The sequence below is a fragment of the Streptomyces calidiresistens genome (assembly GCF_014141525.1).
Taxonomy (GTDB): Bacteria; Actinomycetota; Actinomycetes; order Streptomycetales; family Streptomycetaceae; genus Streptomyces; species Streptomyces calidiresistens.
In genome coordinates this window covers 1-777 of sequence record NZ_VKHS01001381.1, presented here as the reverse complement: position 1 = coordinate 777, position 777 = coordinate 1, and the positions used below count along the sequence as shown (strand labels likewise).

The window sequence follows — 777 nt, the reverse complement described above, 5'->3', positions numbered from 1 at the left end:
GCCGGGGTGGTCGGGGGCGGACAGGGATCGGTCACCGAAGGTCCTTCCACGGGGGCGGTGGAGCGGTGGCAGGATCAATGGTCCGGACGATCGCCGGTTGGCCAAACCGGCGATGCCCGGCTATGTTGCGGCCCGTTCTCACCAGTGGGGGTTCTCGGTTCCGCGGTCCGAGTCGCCGGCGGCGTCGAGGAGTTCCGGCAGGTCACGGCCTTCCGCCTCGCGCTGGTCGATCCACCACCCGGCTCGGGTGATCGCACGCGCCCGCTCCTCCAGGGCCGCCCACTCGCCCTCGTCCCCGGTGCCCTCGACGACCAGTGCGGTGTGGGCGGCGACCATCAACCGGTGACGGCAGCGCTCACCCCAGTCGAGGATGTTCTCGGGGCCCTCCAGCGGCGGCATGTGGAAACGGGCGGCCCATTCATCGGCGGCCTGCCGTTCCTCGGCGCGCTTGGCGGCGAGCCACTGCTCCTTGGAAAGGGTGTCGGCCTCGCGAGCGGATTTCCAGCAGTCGGTGCAGTCCCTGGTCGCGAGCCAGCGGGCGAACCCGGCCCGCCTGTCGGCGGGGCGGTGGGCCAGGTCATGGACGGCCTCGTGACCGCAGTCGTGCGTGATCGTCCATTGGGTGCGGACAGCCATGGAGCGCTCCTTGAGAACAGGGCGATGGAAGGACGGCCCGTCGGAGGGGTCGGCGGTGCCGGTTTTGCCGTGATCCATCGCGGGTGATCGCGGCCGGCGCACCGGGGAAGGGGGCCTTGGCGGGTCTGGATTCGCTGCCTC

Annotated in this window: 1 protein-coding gene; it reads right to left on the bottom strand. The window is 71.3% G+C overall.

The genetic code is table 11. The features are described 5' to 3' along the window. Nucleotides 1-138: 138 nt before the first annotated feature. Nucleotides 139-636 (bottom strand): hypothetical protein, encoded by a 498-nt coding sequence (locus FOE67_RS27420; RefSeq protein ID WP_182608475.1) that lies wholly within the window; start codon nucleotides 634-636, stop codon nucleotides 139-141. Nucleotides 637-777: the final 141 nt, after the last annotated feature.

Excerpts from the sequence above, each read along its gene's own strand:
- FOE67_RS27420 (WP_182608475.1), bottom strand. The coding sequence starts at position 636 with ATGGCTGTCCGCACCCAATGGACGATCACGCACGACTGCGGTCACGAG.